Genomic DNA, 24,845 nt, shown 5'->3' with positions numbered 1-24,845 from the left:
GGTGAAAGATGGAAAATGTCGTTATTGTTGATGCAATCCGCACCCCGATGGGGCGCTCCAAAGGGGGCGCATTCCGTCAGGTACGGGCCGAAGATCTCTCCGCGCACCTGATGCGCGCCCTGCTCAGCCGCAATGCCGCGCTGGACGCGGCAGAAATCGACGATATTTACTGGGGCTGCGTACAGCAGACGCTGGAGCAGGGGTTTAACATCGCCCGGAACGCCGCGCTGCTGGCGGAGATCCCGCACCGCGTCCCGGCGGTGACGGTTAACCGGCTTTGCGGCTCCTCGATGCAGGCACTGCATGATGCCGCCCGTGCGATTATGGTGGGCGATGCGCAGGTCAGCCTGATTGGCGGCGTGGAACATATGGGCCATGTGCCGATGAACCATGGGGTCGATTTTCACCCCGGCCTGAGCCGTACGGTAGCGAAAGCCGCCGGCATGATGGGGCTGACGGCAGAGATGCTGGCAAAAATGCATAAGATCAGCCGTGAAATGCAGGACGAGTTTGCTGCCCGCTCCCACCAGCGCGCCCATGCGGCGACGGTCGCCGGGCGTTTCGCACGTGAAATCGTGCCGACCAGCGGCCACGATGCCGACGGCACGCTGATCCGGCTCGATTATGATGAGGTGATTCGCCCGGAAACCAACGTGGCTGCCCTGGCCGCGCTGAAACCGGCGTTTGACCCGGCCAACGGCACCGTGACGGCCGGCAGCTCTTCCGCCCTCTCTGACGGCGCAGCCGCCATGCTGATCATGAGCGAATCCCGCGCACGGTCACTGGGCCTGACGCCGCGCGCCCGCATCCGTGCGATGGCAGTGGTCGGCTGTGACCCGTCCATCATGGGCTATGGGCCGGTTCCGGCAACCAGACTGGCATTGAAACGTGCCGGGCTGACCACGCAGGACATCGGGCTGTTTGAGCTGAATGAGGCGTTCGCGGCGCAAACCCTGCCCTGCATCAAAGATCTGGGGCTGATGGAACAGCGCGATGAGAAGGTTAACCTGAACGGCGGCGCGATTGCACTCGGCCATCCGCTGGGCTGCTCCGGCGCACGTATCTCGACCACGTTGCTGAACCTGATGGAAACCAAAGACGTGCAGTTCGGCGTTGCCAGTATGTGCATCGGCCTGGGCCAGGGAATCGCGACGGTATTTGAACGGGTATAAGTCCAGGCGGGTATAAAAGAAGAGAAAAAAGAAGTGCCCGGCCCGCCGCAGGCTGATGCGGCGGGCCGGGTAACCGGTCAGATAAAGGAGAACGCATCCCCAAAGATCTGGCCGGCCTGCGCGCCGCGCTCGCTGCAGAAGCGTTCGCGGGCAATTTTTGCCATTTCAAACCGGCCGGCGATGTAGATGTCGTGCTCCGCCAGCGAGTCATGATCCTGCAACACGGCGCTCAGCACGGTGCCGGTGCGCCCCTGCCACCCTTCCGCCGGTTGCTCCACCACCGGAATCACCTTCAGGTTCGGGTACTGTACGCTCAACGCTTCCAGCTCGCCCAGATCGTACAGGTGGAAAAGCTCACGGCCGCCCCAATAGATGGAGATATCACGCCCCGGCTGCTGCTCCAGCGCGGTAATCAGAATCGAACGCGCATAAGAGAAACCGGTACCGCCGGCAATCAGAATCAGCGGGCGGGTGCTCTCTTCACGCAGCCAGGCATCGCCGTGCGGCAGATCCACGGTAATCGCCTGCTCCTGCAGAATGCGATCCATCACGGCCATCGCATACAGGTTCAGCTCAGAGGCCCCGATGTGCAGCTCAATAAAATCCTGTTGCGCGGGTGTAGAGGCCATCGAGAACGGGCGCTTGTCACGCTCATCCATCACCACCATCAAATATTGCCCGGCGCGGAAGCTGACCGGTGCCTCTGGCACCAGTCTTACCCGGTATACGGTATCCGTAATGGCCTCTACCGAGGACACTTTACAGCTCAATGTCGTCATGCGTTCCCTCTGTCGGGTCATTAAAGCAAAACTGAAGAGAAGCACCCCGGCTCAGCGGCCCGGCGCCTTATCAGCAAATATCGCCAGCTCATCCCAGATGGCATCGACACGGGCGGTGACTGCCGGATCTTTGGCAATCGGCCGGCCCCATTCGCGCTGGGTCTCCCCAGGCCACTTGTTGGTGGCGTCCATCCCCATCTTGGAGCCCAGCCCGGACACCGGCGACGCGAAATCGAGGTAGTCGATCGGCGTGTTCTCCACCAGTACCGTATCGCGTGCCGGGTCCATGCGGGTGGTGATGGCCCAGATGACATCATTCCAGTCACGGGCGTTAACATCATCGTCACATACGATAACAAACTTAGTGTACATAAACTGCCGTAAAAATGACCATACGCCCATCATGACGCGCTTGGCATGCCCGGCATACTGTTTCTTGATGGTGACCACCGCCAGGCGGTAGGAGCACCCTTCCGGCGGCAGGTAGAAATCCACAATCTCCGGGAACTGTTTTTGCAGGATCGGCACGAACACTTCGTTCAGCGCCACGCCCAGTACCGCCGGTTCATCCGGTGGGCGGCCGGTATAAGTGGAATGGTAGATGGCATTCCGGCGCTGAGTAATGTGCGTCACGGTAAAGACCGGGAAATGGTCAATCTCATTATAATAGCCGGTGTGGTCACCGTATGGCCCTTCCGGTGCCAGTTCGGCCGGGTCGATATAGCCTTCCAGCACGATTTCCGCGCTGGCCGGCACCTCGAGATCATTGGAAAGGCATTTCACCACTTCGGTTTTATTGCCGCGCAGCAGCCCGGCGAATGCATATTCGGAAAGCGTATCCGGCACCGGCGTGACCGCGCCCAGCACCGTGGCCGGGTCTGCGCCCAGCGCCACTGACACCGGGAAACGCTCGCCGGGGTGCGCCTGGCACCACTCCTGGAAATCGAGCGCGCCGCCGCGGTGGGAGAGCCAGCGCATAATCAGCTTATTGCGGCCCAGCACCTGCTGGCGATAAATCCCGAGATTCTGGCGCTCCTTGTGCGGGCCGCGCGTCACGGTCAGCCCCCAGGTCACCAATGGTGCGGCATCTTCCGGCCAGCAATGCATCACCGGAATGCGGCCGAGGTCCACATCGTCGCCCTGCCACACCTGCTCCTGACACGGCGCATTGCTGAGCCGTTTGGTCGGCATGTTCAGCACCTGTTTAAACTTCGGTACCTTGTCGAACAGGTCACGGAAGCCTTTCGGCGGCTCCGGCTCTTTCAGGAAAGCCAGCAACTTACCGACTTCACGCAGCGCGCTGATATCCTCCTGGCCCATCCCCATCGCCACCCGCTTCGGTGTCCCGAACAGGTTGCACAGCACCGGCATCTGATAGCCTTTCGGGTTTTCAAACAGCAATGCCGGGCCACCGGCGCGCAGGGTGCGGTCGGCGATTTCCGTCATTTCCAGATAAGGGTCGATGGGCTGGCTGATGCGTTTGAGTTCGCCCTGCTTTTCCAGCAAGGCGATAAAGTCACGTAAGTCCCGGTATTTCATGCTGATCCGCAGTATTTGATACTGATAATTATTGTCGTCAGTGAAGGGGCATTATAGGCGCTATCGGCAGGTGATGCTGCACTTTTGTTGCGCGCAGCACCCCATTGCTACCTGCTGTTAACAGCTGAACGGCACCAGTGATGCCAGCGCCTGCGCATCGTGGAATTCCTGCGCCGGGCGGCCGTGGCGGAAGACTTTAAAGCCCTCGCCCCGTGCGCTGTGGTAACTGAGCTGGTTGTCGCTGACCTGCAAAAAACTGCCCTCGCGCAGGGCGATCACGCTTTCTGACGGGTTAACGGCGCAGAACTCCGCCAGACGGTCATCCCGGCTCTCCCCGCCGTGGCCGCTGAGCACCGCATCGGTATAGTGCGGGTTAATCTGCACCGGAAACAACCCCAGCGACGGCAACACCACAGACGATCGCACCGGCATATCATTGGTGGTGCGGATGGTAGGGGTCGCCACATTACACCCGGCGCTCCAGCCAATATAAGGCACCCCACGTTCGCGCACTGCCCGCTGGATCGGCACAATCAGGTTATGTTCATGCAGCATCTGGTTCAGCATCCAGGTATTGCCGCCGCTGACCAGAATACACTGGGCATGGGTAATCGCCTCTGCCGGGTTGCCGGCGTGGTGGATGCTGCTGACGCGGATGCCGAGCGCCGCTTCCAGCTCGGCAGCGCGCGCATCGTAGTCGCCGCGGATAATGGCGTAAGGGATCAGAATGGCCGAGTCGATACCACGCCGGGCAATCATCGCCTTGATACGTTCATGTGCGAACCCCAGCAACCGGGGGTCATCGGACAACTTTCCATTGCTAAGCAGAAACAGCTCCATTCACATACCCTCACTCGACAGGTGAAACCAGAAAGAGACACGGGGCGGCCGGTTTTCCCTCCGGATAATTGATTGGAAAGAAAAGGTAACCTGGCCGATTCCGCTTTACGTTAATGCAATTTCGCCACCGCCGCACGGCCATAAGATAAATTCCCGGCGCAATGCCACAAATCCGGCTGCACCGGGAAAAACGGCACGGCTATTTATCCGTAATCGCTTTTGCTATGCTTGCCTGCACAGCAGAAGGGCATGTGAATCTATGGAATCCTGGTATTTATTATATTGCAAACGCGGACAACTCCTGCGCGCGAAAGCGCATCTGGAGCGTCAGGCGGTAAATTGCCTGAGTCCAATGATCACGCTGGAAAAAATGGTCAGGGGTCGCCGTACCGCTGTCAGTGAGCCCCTGTTTCCCAATTATATGTTTGTGGAATTTGACCCGCACCGCATCCATACCACCACCATCAGCGCCACCCGCGGCGTCAGCCATTTTATCCGCTTCGGCAACCAGCCGGTGGTGGTCAGCCCCACGGTCATCCATGAACTGATCCATAACCCGGTGCAGGACGTCACAGACCCGGACACCCCACAGCCCGGCGACACGGTGCTCATCACCGACGGCGTGTTTGAGGGGTTGCAGGCGATCTACACCGAGCCGGACGGCGAGGCGCGCTCTATGCTGCTGCTTAACCTGCTGAATAAACAGGTTTGCCAGAGCGTGGATAACCGCCTGTTCCACAAGATGTAACGCCGCCCCATTAAAAAAGGCACGCCTGCGCGTGCCTTTTTTGTTTTGCTCTGCCGCTTAGCGCTGCATTTCCGCATCATGCAGCCATTGGGCCACACGCTTGGCGAAATAGGTCAGTACCCCATCCGCCCCGGCGCGCTTAAAGCACATCAGGGATTCCAGCACCGCCGGTTTCTCCTGCAACCAGCCGTTCTGGAACGCGGCCATGTGCATCGCGTATTCACCAGACACCTGATAAGCGAAAGTCGGCACGCCAAAGGTGTGTTTCACGCGGTGGATGATGTCCAGATACGGCATCCCCGGTTTCACCATCACCATATCCGCCCCTTCCTGCAGATCCTGCGCGATCTCCTGCAGCGCTTCATCGCTGTTGGCCGGGTCCATCTGATACGTTTTTTTGTCGCCGCCTTTCAGGTTGCTGCTGGAGCCGACCGCGTCACGGAACGGGCCATAGTAGCAGGAGGCATATTTCGCGGAATAGGCCATGATCTGGGTGTTAATCAGGCTCTGGGCTTCCAGCCGATCGCGGATGGCGCCGATGCGGCCGTCCATCATGTCGCTCGGGGCGATGATTTCCGCGCCTGCTTCCGCGTGGGAGAGCGCCTGGCGCACCAGGATCTCTTTGGTGACGTCATTGATGACGTAGCCGTCCGCATCGATGATGCCGTCCTGGCCGTGGGTGGTGTACGGGTCGAGCGCCACATCCGTCAGCAGGCCGAGTTCCGGCACCGCGTCTTTCAGGGCGCGGACGGCGCGCTGCACCAGCCCGTCCGGGTTGTAGGCTTCTTCCGCGTGCAGGCTTTTCAGGTCACCCTCGATCACCGGGAACAGCGAGAGCACCGGCACGCCGAGTTTGGCAATCGTTTCTGCCTCTTTGATCAGCAGGTCGATACTCATCCGCTCTACGCCCGGCATAGACGGAACGGCCTGACGACGGTTGGTACCTTCCATCACGAACACCGGGTAGATCAGGTCATTTACCGTGAGCTGATTTTCTGCCACTAAACGGCGGCTGAAATCATGGCGGCGCACACGGCGCATACGGCGACCTGGAAAGGTACCCGGAAATGCATAGCTCATCGTATTTCTCCTACTTAAGCCAGTCGGAACAGCCGACGGGCGTTGTCATCAGTTTTCTTACCCAGCCATTCAGGCTCGTCCCCGCGCCAGGCGGCAACCTGTTGAACAATGTGGGGCAGAAAACAGGGCTCATTGCGGCGGGATGCAGGTTTTTCAGGTAAATCCCGGGGCAACAGATAAGGGGCGTCAGTTTCCAGCAACAGGCGATCGGCCGGAATCAGCGGCAACAGGGCGCGCAGTGCCAGGCCGCGCCGTTCATCACAGACCCAGCCGGTAATGCCGATGGAAGCGCCAAGATCGAGACACGCTTCCAGTTCAGGCTGCGTGCCGGTAAAACAGTGCACCACCACGCCGGGTAACTGCGCTACCCAGGGGGCCAGCAGGGCAATAAAGCGTTCATGGGCATCACGGCAATGCAGGAAAACCGGCCGTTGCAACTCGGCGGCCAGGGCCAGCTGCGCAGTGAAAGCGCGCTCCTGGCTGGCCGGGTCAGAAAAGTTACGGTTGAAATCCAACCCGCACTCGCCAATAGCGGCCACGCCGGGTTGTGCCGCCAGCTGGCGGATCTGCTGCTCAACCTGCGCATCCCAGCCGGAGGCCTCATGCGGGTGTACGCCGGCAGTGGACCAGCAAAAACCGGGGTATTCTGCGGCCAGCCGGGCGGCTTCTGCGCTTTCCGCAGCATTGGTACCGGTCAGCAGCATTCCGGTCAGCCCGGCGGCACGGGCGCGCCGGATAACCTCCGGGCGGTCTTTAGCGAACTGCGGGCTGGTCAGGTTAACGCCAATATCAAACATGCAGATGTCCAAAACAGAAGCCGCCCTCGGGGGGCGGCTGGGGTAAATCTGGGGCGCTTACGGCGCGCTGGATGAGGAACCATCCTCCGTGTCGTCGTCAATATCCTGACGGCGTTTGCCCACATAGAAGCGGCCAAAGAACACACCAATCTCAAACAACAGGTACATCGGAATCGCCAGCAACGTCTGCGAGAACACATCCGGCGGGGTCAGTAACATCCCTACCACAAACGCACCCACCAGCACATAAGGGCGTTTGGTCTTGAGATCTTCCGGTGTGGTAACGCCGCTCCAGCACAGCAACACAATCGCAATCGGCACCTCAAACGACACCCCGAACGCCATAAACAGCGCCATCACAAAGTCGAGGTAGTTATTGATGTCAGTCGCAATCAGCACGCCGGCCGGGGCTGTTTTCGCAAAAAAGCCGAACGCCAGCGGGAAAACGATGAAGTACGCAAACGCCATCCCGATGTAGAACAGCAAAGAGCTGGAGAACAGCAGCGGCATCATCAGACGGCGTTCATGCTTATACAGCGCCGGGGCGATAAAGGCCCAGACCTGATACAGAATGATCGGGGCAGAAACAAACACCGACACGATCATCGTCAGCTTGATCGGGGTAAAGAACGGCGAGGCCACATCGGTTGCGATCATACTGGCCCCGTGTGGCATCTGTTTAATCAATGGTGCGGAAACCAATTGGTAGATGTCATTGGAGAAATAGGCCAAAGCCAGGAAAACCACCAGTACCGCAATGATGCAATTCAGCAACCGCTTACGCAGCTCAATCAAATGGCTGATAAGCGGTTGGGTATCTTCAACAGCCATGTTTTAACGATCGCCCGTGGGTTGATGGGAAGAAGAGGCAGGCAGCGTAACCTTTTCCGCCTGCGGCACACGGTTTTCCGCTTGCGGCATACTGTTTTCCGCCTGCGGCACGCTCTGTTTCGCCGGTGTGACGACATTATCTGCCTGCGGCAATACGCTATCCGCTTGCGGCAATGCGTTATCCGCCTGTGGGCTAACCGGCACCGCCGGGGAAACGTCAGCCTTTTTCAGCGATGGCGCTACGGGTACTGTTTTTTCCAGCACCGGCGCATCCGGCACCGCGGCGGGTGCGCTGGCCACGGTGGCGGAGTCTCCCGGCGTCACGCCATCATGCAACGCTTCCGGATCGGTGATCGCCGGCTGATGAATGGTACGCGCGGCCTCATCGGCTTCACTGTAAGAGCGCTTCATCGATTCCGCCGCCTCTTTCAATTCATCCATGGAAGCTTTCAGCTCTGGCGTCAGGTTTTTCAGCCCTGCCTCTTCCGCTTTTTTCAGGCTGTCCTGCAACTCCTGCAGTTTCAGCTCCTGGGCCAGTTCGGTCTGCACCGATGCGGCCAGCGAACGTAATGCGCGGATCCACCCCGCTACTGTTCTGACTGCGACAGGTAAGCGCTCCGGCCCAAGTACCACCAGACCAATTACCATGACCAGCAACAGTTCACTAAACCCGATATCGAACACGGTTTACACCTGCTCTTTGTCTTTGCTCTTGGCATCATCCGGCTTTACCACGATCACCGGCTTTTCAGACAGGTTTTTGGTGGTGAAGTCTGCATCGTCAGACGGTTTCTCTGATTTGGCGGCCGGTGTTGCGTCATCATTCATCGCTTTTTTAAAGCCTTTGATCGAGGCACCCAAATCGGAACCCAGACCGCGCAGCTTGTTGGTACCAAACAGCAGAACCACGATCACTGCAATAATCAGTAATTGCCAAATGCTAATGCCACCCATTGTATTTACCTCTCAAAGCCGGAATGTAGAAAAGGAATGTCGCTAAACAGTGCCGTATTATACGGCACCTTCTTACGCTTTCTTACTCAAACACGTTCTTGCTTCACTTCATTTACCGCTGCGCTGCCAGCCCACTACCCAGGTGACAATCCCGGCGGCCATCAGCCAGGCGGGGTAAACCTCTTCATGGCCCAGCAGTAACAGCGTCCCGCTCAGCAGTAAGGTCGCGCCAATACCGAACAGATAACGTGACTGGCCGTTGCGCACCCGGTGCTCCCGCATTTCGGCTGACAACTTCTCGACGCTGTGGTGCAACTGGCGGTTGCGCTGAAGGCTCTCAAACACCAGGTCCGGCAACTCTGGCAGCTTCTCCGTCCAGAACGGGGCTTTCTGCTTGAAGGCGCGGATCATCGCCGGCAGGCCAACCTGATCGCGCAGCCACTCCTCCAGGAACGGTTTGGCGGTCGTCCAGAGGTCAAGCTGCGGGTAGAGCTGACGCCCCAGCCCTTCCACATAGAGCAGGGTCTTTTGCAACAGCACCAGCTGTGGCTGCACTTCCATATTAAACCGCCGGGCGGTGTTAAACAGGTTGAGCAGCACATTCCCGAACGAGATATCCGCCAGTGGTTTCTCAAAGATTGGTTCGCACACGGTACGGATAGCGAATTCGAAATCTTCGACGTTGGTGTCCGGCGGCACCCAGCCGGAATCCACATGCAACTCCGCCACCCGCCGGTAGTCCCGGTTAAAGAAGGCGATGAAGTTTTCCGCCAGGTAACGCTTGTCTTCTTTGTTGAGCGAGCCGACGATACCGCAGTCGATGCCGATATAGAGCGGATCGGCCGGGTGCTCGTAACTCACAAAAATGTTGCCGGGGTGCATATCCGCGTGGAAGAAGCTGTCGCGGAACACCTGGGTAAAGAACACCTGCACGCCGCGCTCTGCCAGCAACTTCATGTTGGTGCCCTGCGCTTCCAGCGCCGGAATATCCGACACCGGGATGCCGTAGATCCGCTCCATCACCAGCACCGTTTCCCGGCAGTAGTCAGAGTAGACTTCCGGCACATAGAGCCGGTTACTGCCTTCAAAATTACGGCGCAACTGGATGGAGTTGGCCGCTTCACGCAACAGGTTCAGCTCGTCCAGCAGGGTTTTTTCATACTCCCGCACCACTTCCAGCGGGCGCAGGCGACGGCCGTCAGGCAGCAGCCGCGGCAACCAGCCGGCCAGCCGGTTCATCAGGCGCATGTCAGCCTTAATCACCGGCAGGATGTCCGGGCGGATCACCTTCAGCACCACCTCTTTGCCGTTCTCCTTCATGCGGGCGGTATGCACCTGCGCAATGGAGGCCGAGGCCAGCGCCTTTTCATCAAACTCATCAAACCATTTTTCCAGCGGGCCACCGAGGGCCGCTTCAATATGGCGGCGCGCCTGACGGCCATCAAACGGCGGAACACGGTCCTGCAACAGGGCCAGCTCATCGGCGATCTGCGGTGGGAACAGATCGCGGCGGGTAGACATCATCTGCCCGAACTTGATCCAGACCGGCCCCAGCTCCTGCATCGCCAGCCGCAGCCGCACGCCCAGTTGCTTGTCATGGTGCCGGTTGGGCATCCAGAACAGCAACCGGCGGCCAAAGCGCAGCGGAAAGGTTAAACGCATACGGGGGATCAGCTCATCCAGCCCATAGCTCAGCACAACACGCACAATCAGATAGAGGCGACGCAATTCACCCGGGGTCATGGCTTCGTCTCCATAGCGTTGATGCGGGCGTCGAGCCTGTCCAGCTCGCGGGCCAGCGCATCGACTTCTTCATTAAACCAGACAATCTCCAGCGGCGCCGGGGCGAGTTTCCACTCTTCCGTCAGCACTTCGCTGAGGTGCCCCTGTCGCCGTACCAGCGCCGACCGGAAAAGCTGCGCGCCTTTCCAGACGGATTGTGAAAGGCCTTGCGCGGCGATATCACCAATGTAAGGGGCGAGCAGATCCGCCGGCTCCCACTCGGCCATATCCAGCAGGGCCACCAGTTGCTGAACGACCTGCAAATCGCCGTCCACAATCAGTTCACCCTGGCGCATCAGCGGCGAGAGTTGCTGGCGGTCACGTAACTTCATTAACACACCCAGGCGGGTAGAGACGGTACAATCCGCCTCACCGGCCCACTCCCCGACGACATCGGCCTGGCGTTCGCTGAAGATCAGGGTGAGGGGCGTGTCCAGCTCCTGGAGCCGGATGCGCAGGATCTTGCCGGCCAGCCGCAACCGGGCGGCCTTCATGCTGGGTTCACGGTAGAGCAACCGGTTCAGGGCGGTCTCCAGCCCTGCCGTCAGTAACGGGGTTAACAACATGGCATTACCCCGTCAGAATTTGAAACCGCGATGTAAGGCAACAATGCCTCCGGTGAGGTTGTGGTAGTTGACGTTGTCAAACCCGGCATCACTCATCATCCCTTTCAGGGTCTCCTGATCGGGGTGCATGCGGATGGACTCCGCCAGATAGCGGTAACTGTCTGCGTCTTGCGCCACCAGCTCACCAATCCGCGGCAGCAGGTGGAAGGAGTAGGCGTCATAAGCTTTATTCAGCGGCTCCAGCACCGGCTTAGAGAACTCCAGCACCAGCAGGCGGCCGCCCGGCTTAAGCACCCGGAACATGGAACGCAGCGCCTTCTCTTTTTCGGTGACGTTACGCAGGCCGAATGAGATGGTAATACAGTCGAAGTAATTATCCGGGAACGGCAGCGCCTCGGCGTTGGCCTGCACATAGCTCACGTTGCCGACCACGCCCAGGTTGCGGAGCTTTTCGCGGCCCATTTTCAGCATGGAGTCATTGATGTCGGCCAGGACGACCTCGCCCTTGTCACCCACCAGGCGGGAAAATTTCGCCGTCAGGTCGCCGGTACCGCCGGCCAGATCCAGCACTTTCTGCCCACGGCGCACGCCGCTGCAATCGATAGTAAAACGCTTCCAGATACGGTGGATGCCGAACGACATCAGGTCGTTCATCAGGTCATATTTCGCCGCCACGGAGTGGAAGACGTCCGCTACCATGCCCTCTTTTTCATCTTTAGCCACGGTGCGGAAACCAAAGTGAGTGGTTTCCTGAGTCTGATCTACCATGTTTTATGCCCGCTTTTCAGTCAATCTCATGGGGGTGAGGCGCGCCCCACCCCGCCGGTGTCCCTGCCGTGCCGGCAGGGGTCGCTTCATTTATCGTGCTAACGTATGCAGTGCTAACGTATTAAGGGTACTGCTCATTGATGGAGGTTTTTTCAGGAGGGAAGATACCTGCCGGCTGATCTTCCTGCGGCTCCTCCTGCTCCGGCAACGCGCTGTCAGGGGCATCTTCTGCCCTGGCCGTGGCGGCAAGCGTCGGGCTGATAGGCCGTTTAACTTCAACGCCCATGGCCCGGAAACCTTCAACTTGTCCTATAAGGTTACCACGCCCTTGCGCCAGTTTGTTCATTGCCAGCCGATAACTTGCCTGCGCCTTGTCCAGGTTCTGGCCCATCGACTCCATGTCATCCACGAATAAGCGCAATTTGTCATACAGACGGGCGGCGCGCTCCGCAATGCGCTGCGCGTTGCGGCTCTGGTGCTCATAGCGCCAGAGGTTGGTAATGGTGCGCAGGGCCACCAGCAGGGTCGTCGGGCTGACCAGCATAATATTGTGTTGCAGCGCTTCGTTAATCAGCTCCGGTTCGCGGTCAATCGCCAGCAGGAAGGCCGGCTCCACCGGAATAAACATCAGTACATAATCCAGGCTGCGCAAGCCGGGCAGTTGCTGGTAATCCTTGCGCCCCAGCAGGCGGATGTGGCCGCGTAACGAACTGAGATGCTCGCCCAGCGCAATTTCCCGCTCGGCATCGTCCGTGCTGTTGAAGTAGCGCTCATACGCCACCAGCGACATCTTGGCATCAATCACCACATCTTTTTCCTGCGGCAAGCGCACGATCACATCCGGCTGCATCCGGCTGTTGCTGTCCACACGGATACTGACCTGGGTCTCATACTCATACCCTTCCCGCAGCCCGGAGGCCTCCAGCACACGGCTCAGTACCACCTCGCCCCAGTTACCCTGGGTTTTGTTATCCCCTTTCAGGGCTTTGGTGAGGTTAATCGCCTCCTGCGCCATCTGCGCATTCAACTGCTGCAAGTGCCGGATCTCATGGGCCAGCGTATGGCGCTCACGCGCCTCCTGCCCGAACCCTTCCTGCACCTGGCGGCGGAAGCCATCCAGTTGTTCGCGCAGCGGCAGCAACAACCGGTCAAGGCTCTGGCGGTTTTGTTCATCCACCCGGCGGCCATTCTGTTCAAAAATGCGGTTTGCCAGCTGTTCGAACTGCGCATTCAGCCGCTGTTCACTGTTCATCAGCAGCCGCTGTTTCTCTTCCGCCGCCATCCGCGTCTCTTCCAGCCGGATCGTGACCTCACGCAGTTCCGCTTCCTGTGCGCTGTTGCTTTCACGCTGGGCGCGCAGCTCCTGGTCAAGCTGTTCACATTCACGGCGCCAGTGCGCCAATTGCTGCGCCTTCTCCTGCCCGGCTGCTACCTGGCTGTGAAGCGTGCGCAGCTCCAGTTCATTTTCGCGTATACGCTGCTGGCCCTGCTGCACCTGCGTCAGGAGTGCCTGTTGCGCACTCTGCGCCTGTGCCAGCGACTGTTCCAACAGGCGCAAGGCGGTATCGTGCCGGGCCTGCTGTTGCTGTTGCCGCACCCCGGCCAGCAGCCAGCCACCGCCGACACCCGCCAGACAGGCCACCAGACTGTACATTATGCTGATATCCATGCTTGTTCCGCTGTGAAACGCTGATAGCCTGCCACGTTAAGGAAAGCGTCCCCGCCTGTCCAGCAAGGTTTGGTACGCTGCGTACTGCCTCGCAAAAGGCGCTGGCGCAAGGCTGCACCGCCGCGTTGCGTTAACAGGAACCTGACAGAATACGCTCCTCTTACCCGCAAAGCCCGTAACCTTGCGTAAACAAAGATAAACCTTTGTATAACAACTATGCGCCCCTCTGGACGTGTTCCGCCCTTTTCAGGGGACATTCCCTGAAGGCTGACCTTAGCAGATTCGCAGGGGAATAAAAAAAGGGGGCCGCCGATGCGACCCCCTTTTCAGACAACAGACAGCCCCGTTCAGATAAGACGACGGGCAGCCTCTACCACGATTTTCACCGCATGGCTTTCTGTCTGCTTCATGGTTTCCGCATTCGGGATCTCTTGCTGGGTGCGGTTTACGATTACCCCGGCCACCATACCGGCACGCAGGCCCTGACTGGCGCACATGGTCAGCAGCGTGGCGGACTCCATCTCGTAGTTCATCACGCCCATTTCCTGCCACTCTTGCATGGATTCTTTGAAGCGGCGCACCACCCGGCCAGAGAAAGTGTCATAGCGCTCCTGGCCTGGGTAGAAAGTGTCAGAAGAGGCGGTCACGCCGATGTGCGTGGTCGCACCCACGGCTTTCGCGGCCTCGACCAGCGCGGTGGTGCAGGCGAAATCAGCCACGGCCGGGAACTCCATCGGCGCGAAGTGCAGGCTGGCACCGTCCAGGCGTACTGCGGCAGTCGTCACCAGCACATCACCCACATTAATGTGGTTCTGGATAGCGCCGGTGGTGCCGATGCGCAGGAAGGTACGCACGCCTAGCTGGGCCAGCTCTTCAACCGCGATAGACGTGGACGGGCCGCCAATGCCGGTGGAGCAGACGATCACAGGTTTGCCGTCCAGCTCCGCACGCCATGACGTAAATTCGCGGTGAGCAGCCAGCTTGACCGGGTTTTCCATCAGTCGGGCAATTTTTTCCACACGCTCCGGATCACCGGGAACGATGGCCAGCGTGGCGCCTTGCAGGTCAGCTTTGGTCAGGCCAAGGTGAAAAACGTCAGATTTGGACATACGGAACTCCTGTTAACGATTCATTTCCGAAAGGAAGAGAAAGGGACTTTACTGAAATCCAGGGTTATTTTTTGTGATGAACGTCACTTACGCCATAGAGAACATGCATCAGCGACAACATTTATGTGATGAATTTCACAATAAAACCCATTATTGCGCTGATTATAAGCGACTACGCCCCATCCTGTCCTGCTTTACTCTGCCCCTGCCCGTCACCATCACGCTCCCTCAGATCCGATAACGCGGTGGCTGCCCAGTACGGGGTAAAAACGCTGCCACACGTTGGCCGGGCCAGCTGTCTATTGCGGGCAGACCGCCACTTTCGTTATAGCGCCTTTTCTACCTCTATTAATAGAGAATCTTTCAGAAAAAAACTTACCTTTTCTTATTTTTACCCGTTATTTTTCTTATTATAAAAACTCAAAAAAAAAGCCTTGAACAATTAATTATTGGTTAACTAATTTTAAAGGAAAAATAAATATTTAAGCCTTTTATTCATTAATAGAATCGTGAGTTTCTTCACTTTTCTCATTAACTAAAACGTATAAAGGGCCTGATAAATTGAAAACACTTAACACAACACGCACACCCTTATCCTCCGGCATTATTAAAGCGTTACCTTTATTTATCCTCATATCAAGTGGCGCGCTGGTGACATCGGCGCAAGCAACCTCTATTAATGATGATGATAAAGACCAAAGCCCACCCATCCATATCAATGGAAACGATGAAATAAAACAGTCAGATCTTTCCTTATACCCAGGCGGCCTCATCATTAAGACCACCGGTACATCCTCACATGGTATATATGTGCAAAACACCGGGGAGATTTATGAAAGTGAAGCCACTTCCCTGAAAATAACCACAGAGGGCGAGAATGCTCACGCCATTCATATTCAGGATAGCAGTAGCGTCAACTTATTAAGCCCACTTACAGTTAACACCACAAACAAAGGCGCGTCTGGGATTTTTATTACCGGCGACAATAATAAATTCAACACAGCGTCAGATGCCACCCTGACGACGCAAGGTGAAAACAGTGCCGGCCTCATGATTAACGGCCAGAAGAATACCGCGACCTTTAAAAATCTGACGGTAGCAACCAACGCCGCCCGTGCCGATGGTATTAGCATTAACGGCCAGAATAATAGTGCAGTTGTTGATCAGTTGTCGGTCACGACAAAAGGTGAGTTCAGCCATGCCATCAGAGCAACCGGCGCGGGAAGCACGTTCACTGCACAGGGCGGCAGCCTGACCACCGAAGGGGAGAATGCCTATGGTATTTTGGCCGCAGAGAACGCCGTGGTTACCCTCACCAATACCGACATTACTTCCGGCGGAGCTTATGGAGGCGGCGTGCTGGCCACCGACAACAGCGTCGTCAATCTCACCGGCGATATGGCCAATCTGAATACCATCAAAACCACCGGTGCAAGTGGTGCATCGCTGGCGGCAAAATCTGGCGCTCAGATCAACATTAAAAACATGAAGGTGATCACTGACGGCACCAAAGATCAGTCGTTATTTGTCAGCACCCAAGCCGCGATCCACGGTGAAAACCTTCAGATCGTCAATCATGCTGACAGCGTATCTACCTTGCATCTCTATCAGCAGCAAACCGTCGCCGCAGCCCAGCAAGGCGGCACCTTGACCCTGAAAGACTCCACGGTAATCAGCGATCGGGCGAAAACGGCCCTGTATGCCGATGGCGGTGACTGGACAGCTACGTTGGATCACACCGATCTGACCGCCGTTCAAGGCTCAGCAATCTATGTTGCCAACGATCTGACCGCTGCCAAAGAGACGGAGCTGCTCGCGCAATCGGCCAACCTGACGTTTACCGCGCAAAACAACAGCACGATTACGGGTGATGTCATTGTCGAAACACAAGACAACCTTGCCAATACCCTGACCATGAGCCTGCTGGGCTCCACCTTTAACGGCGCATCCCAGGGCAATATCGACCTGACAGCCGATAACAGCACCTGGAATATGTCCGCCTCCTCGACGGCGAACTCCCTGGCGCTGAAGAACAGCCGGGTCGCTTTCTCCCCAGAAGGGGATTACAAGACGCTGACCACCCAATCGCTCTCCGGTACCGGGGATTTTTACCTGAACACCGAGCTGAATGAGGGCGGTACCAACAGCAAAACCGACAAAATCATTGCGGGCACGGCGGATGCGGCAGGCAACTTTACCCTGCACATTAATGGCCGCGGTGCGGGGGCCTACACCGAAGGAAACGGTATAGAAGTCGTGCAGATTCAGGACAGCAGCCGCACCCATTTTGCCCTGGGTGAAACCGTCAGTGTGGATGCCTTTAACTATTACCTGTTTGAAGGCGGCAAAGACGGCGCAGCAGACACCGCCAATGACTGGTATCTGCGGGCAGAATTCCCGGATCAGGATCCGTCAGACGGGGATGATTTACCTGATCAGAACGGTGGAAATGACGGCAATGGCGGCAACGGCGGCAATGGCGGCAATGGCGGCAATGTCACCCCGTCAGCGAAACCGTACCGCGAGGAAGTCCCCGGTTATGCCGTGGCCCCCTACCTGAACCTCTATTACGGCCTGCAAACGGTCGGCACACTGCATGAACGTATGGGCGATGCCGAACAGTATGCGCGCAACTATAACAACCTGGCCTGGGCGCGTACCGGGGGTGATACCACCTCGTTCAATGCCGGGCGCTTTGGTTATGACACCCACTCCTGGTTCGCGCAGTTTGGTAAAGATCTCTATCAGGATGCGCTGGACAACGGCACCCGCGTGCATGGCGGCGTGATGGTGACTCTCGGCCACCAAAGCAGCGACGCCCAGGATCAGTACCGCTCACGCGCCAATAAACAGGTCGCGACCGGGGCGATCAACACAGACGCCTACAGCCTCGGCGGTTACTACACCCGCTACGCGCAGGACGGCAGCTATATCGACGCGGTCGGCCAGTTCACCTACTACCGCAACCAGTATGAGAGCCGCTTCAATGCCCGGCAGGACAGCTACGGCACCCTGCTTTCTGTGGAAGGCGGCAAGCCGTTTGGCGTCAGCGAAAACTGGAAAATTGAGCCGCAGGGCCAGTTGGTTTACCAATACCTGATCGGCGAAGATTTTGGTGATGCGATATCCAACGTCTCCGGGGCCAACAGCAGCGCCCTGACCGCGCGGGCGGGCGTGCGCCTGTTCCGCGACCAACAGGAAGACAAGCAATCGGAGACCTTCAAACCTTACCTGACGGCAGATATTGTGCATAACTTCACCGATGCCCCGTCGGTGCGGGTGGGGGGTACCGAGGTTCAGGCCGATCTGGCCACCGACTGGTGGCAAACCGGGGCGGGTGTCACGGCGAAAGTCAGCGAAAACACCTGGATCTATGCCGATGCGCAATACATGAAAGGCTTCAGTGACGATATGGAAGGCTATGTCGCTCATATTGGTGTTCAGGGAAGTTTTAAATAATCATTTCCTGATAATGTGACCTGTCCGCGCCCCAGGGCGCGGATTTTCTTTATGCCACAGAATGCCCTTGCCTGCCCTCCTTCTGCCACGTATTAGTATCCTGCTTACCATTCTGATTTTATTTCCTATAGTTAATGCTGCGCAGCGCTACCCATTACTACGCGGAGACCGCAATGAAAATAACTGAACATCAGACCCAGCAGGCCACCGGCGGTTTTGCACCCGCTGTCGCTCCTGTTGCCTCGACGACCCGCCATACTGACGATCACGACCTGCACACCAGCGAAACCACCATTCCGACCCAGGGTGAAAATATGCCGGCCTATCTGGCACGCCCGGCCGCCGCATCCGGCCCCTTGCCGGTGGTGCTGGTGGTACAGGAAATTTTCGGCGTGCATGAACACATCCGCGATCTCTGCCGCCGGCTGGCCAAAGAGGGCTATCTGGCGATTGCGCCGGAGCTCTATTTCCGCCAGGGCGATCCGCAGGAGTACGCCACCATTGATGAGCTGTTCAGCAAACTGGTGAGCAAAGTGCCTGACCAGCAAGTGCTGGCAGATCTCGACCACACCGCACACTGGGCAACCCGGCATGGCGGCGAAGCCAACCGGCTGGCGATTACCGGCTTCTGCTGGGGCGGGCGCATCGCCTGGCTTTATGCCGCCCATAACCCGCAACTGAAAGCCGCTGCCGCCTGGTACGGCAAGCTGGTGGGCGAGAAGTCACTCAACCAGCCGAAACACCCGGTGGACATCGCGGTGGATCTCAATGCCCCGGTGCTGGGGTTGTATGGCGGGCAGGACAGCGGCATCCCGCAGGATACGGTAGAAACCATGCGCCAGGCGATCCGCGCAGCCAACGCCACCGCCGAGATTGTGGTCTACCCGGATGCCGGGCACGCGTTTAATGCCGATTACCGGCCAAGCTTTAATCAGGAAGCGGCCGATGATGGCTGGCAGCGGATGCTGGCCTGGTTCAAACAGTATGGAATGGCGGGCACGGGCTGAGCACGGCTATAAAAACCGTGCGGCGGGTTAGCCCTCTGACACGACCAAAAAAGGGCGCAGATGCGCCCTTTGCTTTTCCGGCATCACCTCAGGCGCCGGCCTTTACACCTCTGTGGCCCGCAGGCGCTGGGCGGCTTTTACCATATTAGCCAGGGCCTGACGGGTTTCCGGCCAGCCACGGGTTTTCAGGCCGCAATCCGGGTTAACCCACAGGCGCTCCGCCGGGATAGTCTGCGCGGCTTTACGCAGCAGCGCCTCCATCCACTCCACGCCCGGCACATTCGGCGAGTGGATGTCATACACGCCGGGGCCGATTTCGTTCGGGTAGTCGAACACCTTGAACGCTTCCAGCAGATCCATATCCGAACGCGAGGTTTCGATGGTGATCACATCGGCATCCAGCGCGGCGATGGAATCCATGATGTCGTTGAACTCGCAGTAACACATATGGGTGTGGATCTGCGTTTCATCATTGGCAACCGCGGCATTCAGTTTGAAGGCGTCCACGGCCCAGGCCAGGTAGGCCTGCCAGTCGGAACGGCGCAGCGGCAGCCCTTCCCGCAGTGCCGGTTCATCAATCTGGATGATGCCGATCCCGGCTTTTTCCAGGTCGGCCACTTCGTCACGCAGTGCCAGCGCAATCTGTTTGGCAATCACCTCACGGGAGACATCCTCACGCGGGAAGGACCAGCAGAGAATGGTCACCGGGCCGGTCAGCATCCCTTTCACCGGTTTGTCAGTCAGGGACTGGGCATACGTCGCCCACCCGACGGTAATCGCCTGCGGGCGGCTGATGTCCCCGATGATCACCGGCGGCTTCACGCAGCGGGAACCGTAGCTCTGCACCCAGCCGTTCTGGGTGAAGACGAAGCCGTCCAGATGCTCGCCGAAGTACTCCACCATGTCGTTACGCTCAGCTTCCCCGTGCACCAGCACATCCAGGCCCAGGCGCTCCTGCTCGGCAATCGCCTGCTTAATATGCTCGCTGATGCCGGTGCGGTAGTGATGACTGTCCAGGCGGCCCTGTTTGAAGTCCAGGCGCAGGCTGCGGATTTCCGTGGTCTGCGGGAAAGAGCCGATGGTGGTGGTCGGCCAGGCGGGCAGGTTAAATTTGGCGCGCTGTTTTTCAGCGCGGATTGGGTAAGCGTGCGGGCGCTCGCAGTCCTGCGCGGTGATCGCCACCAGACGGTTGCCCACGGCGGCGTTATGCACACGGCTGGAGTCGCGGCGGGCACGGATCGGCGCGCTGTACGCCGCCGCCTCGGCCAGCGTCTCCCGGTCGCCCTGGTTCAGGGCGCGCGTCAGCAGGGCCAGTTCACCACATTTTTGCAGGGCGAAGGCGAACCAGCTTTTCACTTCTTCATCCAGCCGGGTTTCCACGCTCAGGTCGATCGGGCTGTGCAGCAGGGAGCAGGAGCTGCCGAGCCACAGGGTACGTTGCCCACCAGTCAGCGGTTGCAGGCGATCCAGCCAGCGGCTGAGGTCAGCCCGCCAGACATTACGGCCGTTGATCACGCCCAGCGAGAGCACCCAGTCAGCGGGCAGCGCGTTGTCCAGCGCGGCGATGTCATCATGGCCTGCCACCACGTCCACATGCAGCCCCTGCACCTCCAGATGGCGGATAGTCTCAAGGTTGTGGCCGATGCTGTCGAAATAGGTGGTCAGCAGCAGGTTGGTCTGGCCGTTCAGCGCGGCATAGGCGGGTTTGAATGCGTCCAGCCAGGCTTGCGGCAGTTCCAGCACCAGCGCCGGTTCGTCAATCTGTACCCACTCAATGCCGCGTTTAGCCAGCTCCGCCAATACCTGCTGGTAAACCGGCAGAATGTCCTCCAGCAGGGAGAGGCGGTCGAACGGCTCGCCTTTCACTTTGCCCAGCCACAGGTAAGTCACCGGGCCAAGCAGCACCGGCTTAACCGGGTGGCCCAGCGCCAGCGCCTCATCCACTTCATCCAGCAGCTGTGTCCAGGTCAGGGCAAAGCGCTGGCCTTGGTGGAATTCCGGCACGATGTAGTGGTAGTTGGTGTTAAACCATTTGGTCATTTCGGCCGCGGCTGCCGGTTCACCGGTGGGTGCCCGGCCACGGCCGATGCGGAACAGCGTGTCCAGATCTATCTTACCGGCGGCATCCTGGTGGCGCGGCGGCACGTTGCCCAGCAGCAGGCTGGTGGTCAAGACATGGTCATACCAGGCGAAGTCGCCGACCGGCAGCAGATCGACCCCGGCGTCACGCTGTTGCTGCCAATGACGGGCGCGCAATTCACGACCCACAGCCAATAGCTCTTCCTGCGTTGACGTGCCTGCCCAGTAACTTTCTTGTGCCTTTTTCAGTTCACGACGCAGACCGACGCGCGGAAAACCCAGTGTGTGGTTCAGAATTGCCATGGTCAAAACCCTCATTTAGACGTCCAGATGTTTACACATCCATAATCCGCAGGTACTGTATATTCCACAAGCGCAAAATGTTCACTGTCACTGTGAAGGACTCTCATGATCGAACTTAAACACTTACGGACGCTGCAGGCGTTGCGGAATACCGGCTCACTGGCCGCCGCCGCCGCGCAGCTTCACCAGACGCAATCGGCGCTGTCGCACCAGTTCAGCGACCTGGAGCAACGGCTGGGGTTCCGGCTGTTCGTCCGTAAGAGCCAGCCGCTGCGCTTTACCCCGCAAGGGGAGATTTTGCTGCAGCTGGCGGAGCAGGTGTTGCCGCAGATCCAGCAGGCGCTTCAGGCGTGCCATGAGCCGCACCAGACCACCCTGCGCATCGCCATTGAGTGCCATAGCTGTATCCAGTGGCTGACCCCGGCGCTGGACAACTTCCGCCAGCGCTTCCCGCAGGTGTTGATGGATTTCAAATCGGGCGTGACCTTTGACCCGCAACCCGCGCTGCAACAGGGGGAACTGGACGTAGTACTGACGTCAGACATCCTGCCGCGCAGCGGGCTGCACTACTCACCGATGTTTGATTTTGAGGTACGGCTGGTGCTCGCGCCGGATCACCCACTGGCGACGAAAGGGCAGATTTTGCCGGAAGATTTGAGTGACGAGACGCTGATGATCTACCCGGTGCAGCGCCAGCGGCTGGACATCTGGCGCCACTTCCTGCAACCGGCCGGGGTCAGCCCGGCGCTGAAAAGTGTGGATAACACGCTGTTGCTGATTCAGATGGTGGCGGCGCGCATGGGGATTGCTGCGCTGCCGCACTGGGTGGTGGAGAGTTTTGAGCGCCAGGGGTTAATCGTCACCAAAACGCTCGGCAGCGGGTTGTGGAGCCGGCTGTACGCGGCGGTGCGCGATGGCGAGCAGCGCCAGCCGGTCACTGAGGCGTTTATTCGTTCGGCGCGCCAGCACGCCTGCGATCATCTGCCGTTTGTGAAGGACGCGGCGCGACCCAGCGGCGATGCACCCAAAGCGACGCCATTATCACTGCACCTCCCAGAATAAAACTCGGCCAGTGGGGCTGCTGTTGCCAGATCGCCAGATTAACCAGCAGCCCGGCCGGCACGTGGAAGTTGTTCATAATCCCCAGCGTGCCCGCATCCACCTGCGTTGCGCCGACGTTCCACATGAAGTAGCCCAGCGCTGAGGCGCCTACCCCGAGCCAGATCAGAATGCCCCATTGCAGGTGGGTGGTCGGCAGCTTATGCGGGTTACCGAACAGCGCCCACGCCACAATCGCGCACAGCACCGCGCCGATGTAGAACCAGGAGAACGCCGTGTGTTGCGGCATCGGCCGCGTCTCCATCAGCCGTTTATAGCCAACCTGCCCGAGGGCAAAACAGAGGTTCGCCGCCTGCACCAGCAGCAGCCCGATCACAAAGTGCTCGCTGATGTGGTCGTAACGGATAATCGCCGCGCCTGCCACCGCCAGCAGCGCGCTGAGGGCGTAGCCTATACGCACGCCGCGGCCGCTGATCAGGTCATAAATCAGCGTCACGTAGAGCGGTGTCATCACCGTAAACAGCAGGAATTCCGGTACCGTCAGGTAGAGGTACGCCTGGAAACTGATCAGGTACATGATGCCGAGCTGCATCGCGCCGACGCCCATATAGAGCAGCAGCGTCGAGGCTTTATAGCCGCGCCAGCGCAGGAACGGTAGGAACACCAGCGCCGCCAGCACCAGCCGGACCAGCACAGAAAAGACGCTGTCTACCTGCCCGGCCAGGTACTCGCCGATCAGGCTGAAAGAGAACGCCCACAAAATGGTGGTGATAATCAGTAAAAACACGGTGATTGTCGCTATCAAAGGGAAAAGGGAATTGTAACGGAAGCGCGCGCGTAAAAACGCCCGAAGATGGTTTACGTGTGATTATTATTTACACAAACAGACGCGTCTTTACCGGCCCGATCACGCACGCCCACACCGGGATGGCATACACTGAAAGCTTAGGAAGACAACGCCCGTGACGGGCAACGGAGAAGCAACATGAAAAAAATTACCCTGATCGCCTGCGCACTGGCCACCGGCCTTGTCACCGGCAGCGCCGTGGCGGACACCCTGAAACCGCTGTCGCCGCAACAACGCCAGCAGCAATTACTGAGCAACCCGGCGCAGCGCAGCACCCAACAGCGGATGCAGACCAACCAGCAGGTGCAGCAGCGCCAGCTGGAGATCGATCGCCAGTCCAGCGCACAGCAACAGAACCAGCAGTTGCGCACCCAGATGCAGACCGATCAGCAGCGCATCCAGCAGAACCAGCCCGGCAGCAAATAACCGGCCCAGGGCATCAGATACGGACGCCCAGCATGGTCAGAATCAACGGCGTGGTGATGCCCGACAGCGCCGTGGACATCACCAGGCTGGCCGCCGCCGGCCCGGCCAGCACGTTGAACTGGCGTGACATCAGGTAGACGTTCACCCCCACCGCCATCGACCCCAGCAACACCACCACGCGGGTTTCCATCTGCGGCAGATGCAGCGCCACCGCCAGCAGCCAGACCACCAGCGGTTGCACCAGCAGCTTCATCACACAGATGGCGGAACTGAGCTTCCAGCCGTCCCGCACCCGGTATTCCGCCAGCCCCATCCCCAGCACCACCAGCGACAGCGGCGCGGCACTCTGCCCCAGCATCGACACCGGCTGATCGATAAAATGCGGCAGCGGCAGGCGCGTCAGGCTGAACAGCGTGCCGGAGATAATGCCGATAATCAGCGGGTTGGTGAACACACTGCGGGCAGTTTTGGCGAAGCCCGCCAGCGTCGGCGAGCCGTTGCGCGCCCACTCAATTGAAATGGTTACCAGCGTCCAGAGGATCAGGCCGTTGAATACCAGCACCAGCGCCACCGAGGGAATGGCGGCCTCGCCCAGCATCACAGTGGCAATCGGTAATCCCAGCATCACGTTATTGGAGAAGATGCCGCTGAGGGCAAACACCGAGCCGGAGATACCGTCCAGCCGGAACAGGTGTTTTGCCAGCACCCGGCCCAGCACGAATACGATCAGGCAACTGCCGAAAAAGGCGATCAGCAGGCGGGCATCCACGGCGGGGCGTTTAGTGAAATCACACATCATGCGGAACAGCATGGCGGGCAGCGCGACGGAGAACACCAGGCGGGTCAGGCCGTCGGTAATTGAGGTAGGCCATTTTCCCCAGTGAATCAGCCCATATCCCAGTACGATCAACACAAATAACGGCACCGACAGCAAAATCTGATGCCACAGCGACAGCATAAAAGCAGGCATGACAATCCTTGCGTAAAGGCCGACGCCAAAAGTGCAGGCCCCGGGAAGTGAGTGACGGCGG

23 protein-coding genes are annotated in these 24,845 nt (G+C 58.8%); 6 read left to right on the top strand and 17 right to left on the bottom strand.

The genetic code is table 11. The features are described 5' to 3' along the window. Nucleotides 1-8: 8 nt before the first annotated feature. Nucleotides 9-1,172 (top strand): acetyl-CoA C-acyltransferase FadA, encoded by a 1,164-nt coding sequence (fadA, locus tag CYR55_RS15735; RefSeq protein WP_101817320.1) that lies wholly within the window; start codon nt 9-11, stop codon nt 1,170-1,172. A 77-nt stretch (nt 1,173-1,249) separates the two neighbouring features. On the opposite strand, the gene fre is transcribed toward fadA, so the two are convergent. The 3 genes from fre to pepE form a co-directional block, all read right to left on the bottom strand. Then, nucleotides 1,250-1,951 (bottom strand): NAD(P)H-flavin reductase, encoded by a 702-nt coding sequence (gene fre, locus CYR55_RS15730; RefSeq protein ID WP_101817319.1) that lies wholly within the window; start codon nt 1,949-1,951, stop codon nt 1,250-1,252. A 51-nt stretch (nt 1,952-2,002) separates the two neighbouring features. Next, the gene (gene ubiD / locus CYR55_RS15725) at nt 2,003-3,490 is read right to left on the bottom strand and encodes a 4-hydroxy-3-polyprenylbenzoate decarboxylase (RefSeq protein ID WP_101817318.1); all 1,488 of its coding nucleotides are present in this window, start codon (nt 3,488-3,490) and stop codon (nt 2,003-2,005) included. A gap of 117 nt (nt 3,491-3,607) precedes the next feature. Then, nucleotides 3,608-4,330, bottom strand: a complete 723-nt coding sequence (gene pepE / locus CYR55_RS15720; RefSeq protein WP_101817317.1) for a dipeptidase PepE — start codon at nt 4,328-4,330, stop codon at nt 3,608-3,610. A gap of 259 nt (nt 4,331-4,589) precedes the next feature. Here pepE and rfaH point away from each other — a divergent pair, with 259 nt between their 5' ends. Further along, nucleotides 4,590-5,078: a transcription/translation regulatory transformer protein RfaH gene (gene rfaH / locus CYR55_RS15715; RefSeq protein WP_101817316.1), complete on the top strand. Its 489-nt coding sequence runs from the start codon at nt 4,590-4,592 to the stop codon at nt 5,076-5,078. Between the two features lie 57 nt (nt 5,079-5,135). Here the strand turns inward: rfaH and hemB are convergent, their stop codons facing one another. The 11 genes from hemB to CYR55_RS23360 form a co-directional block, all read right to left on the bottom strand. Beyond that, entirely contained in the window at nt 5,136-6,158 is a 1,023-nt protein-coding gene (gene hemB, locus CYR55_RS15710; RefSeq protein ID WP_101817315.1) for a porphobilinogen synthase, read from the bottom strand. A gap of 14 nt (nt 6,159-6,172) precedes the next feature. Continuing rightward, the gene (tatD, locus tag CYR55_RS15705; RefSeq protein ID WP_101817331.1) at nt 6,173-6,955 is read right to left on the bottom strand and encodes a 3'-5' ssDNA/RNA exonuclease TatD; all 783 of its coding nucleotides are present in this window, start codon (nt 6,953-6,955) and stop codon (nt 6,173-6,175) included. Between the two features lie 57 nt (nt 6,956-7,012). After that, on the bottom strand, nt 7,013-7,786 hold the full coding sequence (gene tatC, locus CYR55_RS15700; protein WP_101817314.1) for a Sec-independent protein translocase subunit TatC: 774 nt from the start codon (nt 7,784-7,786) through the stop codon (nt 7,013-7,015). A 3-nt stretch (nt 7,787-7,789) separates the two neighbouring features. After that, nucleotides 7,790-8,470, bottom strand: a complete 681-nt coding sequence (gene tatB, locus CYR55_RS15695; RefSeq protein WP_101817313.1) for a Sec-independent protein translocase protein TatB — start codon at nt 8,468-8,470, stop codon at nt 7,790-7,792. A 3-nt stretch (nt 8,471-8,473) separates the two neighbouring features. Further along, nucleotides 8,474-8,740, bottom strand: coding sequence for a twin-arginine translocase TatA/TatE family subunit (gene tatA / locus CYR55_RS15690; RefSeq protein WP_101817312.1), 267 nt, complete (start codon nt 8,738-8,740; stop codon nt 8,474-8,476). 108 nt (nt 8,741-8,848) lie between these two features. Then, nucleotides 8,849-10,483: a ubiquinone biosynthesis regulatory protein kinase UbiB gene (gene ubiB, locus CYR55_RS15685; protein ID WP_101817311.1), complete on the bottom strand. Its 1,635-nt coding sequence runs from the start codon at nt 10,481-10,483 to the stop codon at nt 8,849-8,851. Then, a complete protein-coding gene (ubiJ, locus tag CYR55_RS15680; protein ID WP_101817310.1) occupies nt 10,480-11,088 on the bottom strand; it encodes a ubiquinone biosynthesis protein UbiJ in 609 nt (202 codons plus the stop codon). The genes ubiB and ubiJ overlap by 4 nt, the downstream gene beginning before the upstream one ends. Before the next feature lie 12 nt (nt 11,089-11,100). Next, nucleotides 11,101-11,856 (bottom strand): bifunctional demethylmenaquinone methyltransferase/2-methoxy-6-polyprenyl-1,4-benzoquinol methylase UbiE, encoded by a 756-nt coding sequence (gene ubiE / locus CYR55_RS15675; RefSeq protein WP_072931419.1) that lies wholly within the window; start codon nt 11,854-11,856, stop codon nt 11,101-11,103. A 121-nt stretch (nt 11,857-11,977) separates the two neighbouring features. Next, nucleotides 11,978-13,525, bottom strand: a complete 1,548-nt coding sequence (gene rmuC, locus CYR55_RS15670; protein WP_101817309.1) for a DNA recombination protein RmuC — start codon at nt 13,523-13,525, stop codon at nt 11,978-11,980. 347 nt (nt 13,526-13,872) lie between these two features. Beyond that, nucleotides 13,873-14,634, bottom strand: coding sequence for a uridine phosphorylase (gene udp / locus CYR55_RS15665; protein ID WP_101817308.1), 762 nt, complete (start codon nt 14,632-14,634; stop codon nt 13,873-13,875). 491 nt (nt 14,635-15,125) lie between these two features. After that, entirely contained in the window at nt 15,126-15,419 is a 294-nt protein-coding gene (locus CYR55_RS23360) for a hypothetical protein (RefSeq protein ID WP_146000993.1), read from the bottom strand. A 265-nt stretch (nt 15,420-15,684) separates the two neighbouring features. Between CYR55_RS23360 and CYR55_RS15660 the strand changes: the two genes are divergently transcribed. Both CYR55_RS15660 and CYR55_RS15655 read left to right on the top strand, forming a co-directional pair. Further along, nucleotides 15,685-18,093, top strand: coding sequence for an autotransporter family protein (locus CYR55_RS15660; RefSeq protein WP_146000992.1), 2,409 nt, complete (start codon nt 15,685-15,687; stop codon nt 18,091-18,093). Between the two features lie 173 nt (nt 18,094-18,266). Next, nucleotides 18,267-19,100 (top strand): dienelactone hydrolase family protein, encoded by an 834-nt coding sequence (locus CYR55_RS15655; protein ID WP_101817306.1) that lies wholly within the window; start codon nt 18,267-18,269, stop codon nt 19,098-19,100. Nucleotides 19,101-19,202: 102 nt separating this feature from the next. On the opposite strand, the gene metE is transcribed toward CYR55_RS15655, so the two are convergent. Then, nucleotides 19,203-21,482: a 5-methyltetrahydropteroyltriglutamate--homocysteine S-methyltransferase gene (gene metE, locus CYR55_RS15650; protein WP_101817305.1), complete on the bottom strand. Its 2,280-nt coding sequence runs from the start codon at nt 21,480-21,482 to the stop codon at nt 19,203-19,205. A gap of 105 nt (nt 21,483-21,587) precedes the next feature. On the opposite strand from metE, the gene metR reads away from it, so the two are divergent. After that, complete coding sequence (gene metR / locus CYR55_RS15645) at nt 21,588-22,544, top strand: HTH-type transcriptional regulator MetR (protein ID WP_146000991.1); 957 nt, start codon at nt 21,588-21,590, stop codon at nt 22,542-22,544. On the opposite strand, the gene CYR55_RS15640 is transcribed toward metR, so the two are convergent. Next, on the bottom strand, nt 22,429-23,328 hold the full coding sequence (locus CYR55_RS15640) for a carboxylate/amino acid/amine transporter (RefSeq protein ID WP_101817304.1): 900 nt from the start codon (nt 23,326-23,328) through the stop codon (nt 22,429-22,431). The genes metR and CYR55_RS15640 overlap by 116 nt on opposite strands. Nucleotides 23,329-23,526: 198 nt before the next feature. On the opposite strand from CYR55_RS15640, the gene CYR55_RS15635 reads away from it, so the two are divergent. Further along, nucleotides 23,527-23,814 carry a DUF2756 domain-containing protein gene (locus tag CYR55_RS15635; protein ID WP_101817303.1) on the top strand — a complete coding sequence of 96 codons (288 nt, stop codon included), beginning with the start codon at nt 23,527-23,529 and terminating at the stop codon, nt 23,812-23,814. 13 nt (nt 23,815-23,827) lie between these two features. Here CYR55_RS15635 and CYR55_RS15630 read toward each other — a convergent pair whose 3' ends face one another. Next, nucleotides 23,828-24,784, bottom strand: coding sequence for an AEC family transporter (locus tag CYR55_RS15630; RefSeq protein WP_101817302.1), 957 nt, complete (start codon nt 24,782-24,784; stop codon nt 23,828-23,830). Nucleotides 24,785-24,845: the final 61 nt, after the last annotated feature.

This window comes from Chimaeribacter californicus (assembly GCF_002858675.1).
GTDB lineage: Bacteria > Pseudomonadota > Gammaproteobacteria > Enterobacterales > Enterobacteriaceae > Chimaeribacter > Chimaeribacter californicus.
This window is presented reverse-complemented; position numbering and strand designations above follow the sequence as displayed.

Bases quoted from the DNA above. Each gene is read 5' to 3' on its own strand.
- fadA (WP_101817320.1), top strand. From the start codon at position 9: ATGGAAAATGTCGTTATTGTTGATGCAATCCGCACCCCGATGGGGCGC.
- fre (WP_101817319.1), bottom strand. From the start codon at position 1,951: ATGACGACATTGAGCTGTAAAGTGTCCTCGGTAGAGGCCATTACGGAT.
- ubiD (WP_101817318.1), bottom strand. From the start codon at position 3,490: ATGAAATACCGGGACTTACGTGACTTTATCGCCTTGCTGGAAAAGCAG.
- pepE (WP_101817317.1), bottom strand. From the start codon at position 4,330: ATGGAGCTGTTTCTGCTTAGCAATGGAAAGTTGTCCGATGACCCCCGG.
- rfaH (WP_101817316.1), top strand. From the start codon at position 4,590: ATGGAATCCTGGTATTTATTATATTGCAAACGCGGACAACTCCTGCGC.
- hemB (WP_101817315.1), bottom strand. From the start codon at position 6,158: ATGAGCTATGCATTTCCGGGTACCTTTCCAGGTCGCCGTATGCGCCGT.
- tatD (WP_101817331.1), bottom strand. From the start codon at position 6,955: ATGTTTGATATTGGCGTTAACCTGACCAGCCCGCAGTTCGCTAAAGAC.
- tatC (WP_101817314.1), bottom strand. From the start codon at position 7,786: ATGGCTGTTGAAGATACCCAACCGCTTATCAGCCATTTGATTGAGCTG.
- tatA (WP_101817312.1), bottom strand. From the start codon at position 8,740: ATGGGTGGCATTAGCATTTGGCAATTACTGATTATTGCAGTGATCGTG.
- ubiB (WP_101817311.1), bottom strand. From the start codon at position 10,483: ATGACCCCGGGTGAATTGCGTCGCCTCTATCTGATTGTGCGTGTTGTG.
- ubiJ (WP_101817310.1), bottom strand. From the start codon at position 11,088: ATGTTGTTAACCCCGTTACTGACGGCAGGGCTGGAGACCGCCCTGAAC.
- ubiE (WP_072931419.1), bottom strand. From the start codon at position 11,856: ATGGTAGATCAGACTCAGGAAACCACTCACTTTGGTTTCCGCACCGTG.
- rmuC (WP_101817309.1), bottom strand. From the start codon at position 13,525: ATGGATATCAGCATAATGTACAGTCTGGTGGCCTGTCTGGCGGGTGTC.
- udp (WP_101817308.1), bottom strand. From the start codon at position 14,634: ATGTCCAAATCTGACGTTTTTCACCTTGGCCTGACCAAAGCTGACCTG.
- CYR55_RS15660 (WP_146000992.1), top strand. From the start codon at position 15,685: ATGATTAACGGCCAGAAGAATACCGCGACCTTTAAAAATCTGACGGTA.
- CYR55_RS15655 (WP_101817306.1), top strand. From the start codon at position 18,267: ATGAAAATAACTGAACATCAGACCCAGCAGGCCACCGGCGGTTTTGCA.
- metE (WP_101817305.1), bottom strand. From the start codon at position 21,482: ATGGCAATTCTGAACCACACACTGGGTTTTCCGCGCGTCGGTCTGCGT.
- metR (WP_146000991.1), top strand. From the start codon at position 21,588: ATGATCGAACTTAAACACTTACGGACGCTGCAGGCGTTGCGGAATACC.
- CYR55_RS15635 (WP_101817303.1), top strand. From the start codon at position 23,527: ATGAAAAAAATTACCCTGATCGCCTGCGCACTGGCCACCGGCCTTGTC.
- CYR55_RS15630 (WP_101817302.1), bottom strand. From the start codon at position 24,784: ATGCCTGCTTTTATGCTGTCGCTGTGGCATCAGATTTTGCTGTCGGTG.